Genomic DNA, 993 nt, shown 5'->3' on the forward strand with positions numbered 1-993 from the left:
GGATTTTCTTGTTGGCACTCACATCAACAAACTGGCCAAATTCACCGTTAACTGCATCCCATCTGTTTTTGTTACCAAAACCAACTAGGATATCTGGTGCAAAATCAGGAGTAAATGAGCTGTTGTTCCAGCTTGTATCTAAATGATACCAAGTTAGAGTAATGTCATTTCCAGTATTGAAATGATAAGAACCTTCGATTTGGAAACCCCAGTTCCATTGAGCATCTACATCAGTACGAAGAAAACCGCCAACGACAGGAGGAGTAGTATCTATGCCCAAGTCCAAAGTAATGTCATTATCAGTCATTGTTTGTAATACCAAAGCTTGACCACCAACATTCCATGCACTGCTCGGGCAGGGAACAGTCACATTACCTGGAGTGCAAACTGGACCCATAGTTCCAGCGAATACTGCACTGCTACTTAAAGCAAGAACAGCTAGCGCTGTTTTTTTCAAATTTAACATGCTTATCTCCACTTTTTATTATTATTTCCGTTCGTTACCAATTTAAATTGTTAGCAACGGTACGCATATTCGCTCTGTACCGAGAGCGTACCTTGCTCAATTATCTTACCGGACCTTAATAAAGTCAACAGTATTAATTAAATTTCTTAAATGATAGCGAATTAAATGTTTCCTATATACTTCAAGCCAAAATAAGGGCCTGCAGCAGCAAAATCAGTAGCTGTTACTGGTAGTACAGTTGTATTTAATGCATGGATGTAGTCAAACCACATGTATCCAGCATCCAATACTAAATCACCTTGCGCCAGTGGGTAATCATAGCTAGCACCTAATTTAGCTTCTAGTTCAGGAACAACGGCTGTTCTGCTTCCGCTAATATTAAAGTCAAATACTTCGCCAGCACCGCTAGTGAAAACGTCAAAGTTGTAGCCGTGCTTCGCAGAACCTACTAATACTGCAGCAGCTGCTTTAGCATAAATTCCGAAACCGTTACCGAATACGTAATTCATATCGATACCAGTACGTGG

At 40.3% G+C, this 993-nt stretch carries 2 protein-coding genes; both read right to left on the minus strand.

The features are described from left to right. On the minus strand, positions 1–466 hold a 466-nt coding region (locus tag Lgra_RS04810; protein ID WP_238584363.1), incomplete at its 3' end, for an Lpg1974 family pore-forming outer membrane protein. A 161-nt stretch (positions 467–627) separates the two neighbouring features. Next, a partial coding sequence (locus Lgra_RS04815; RefSeq protein ID WP_238584364.1) for an Lpg1974 family pore-forming outer membrane protein occupies positions 628–993 on the minus strand: 366 nt, incomplete at its 5' end.

It is taken from the genome of Legionella gratiana, assembly GCF_001467695.1.
Lineage (GTDB): Bacteria > Pseudomonadota > Gammaproteobacteria > Legionellales > Legionellaceae > Legionella > Legionella gratiana.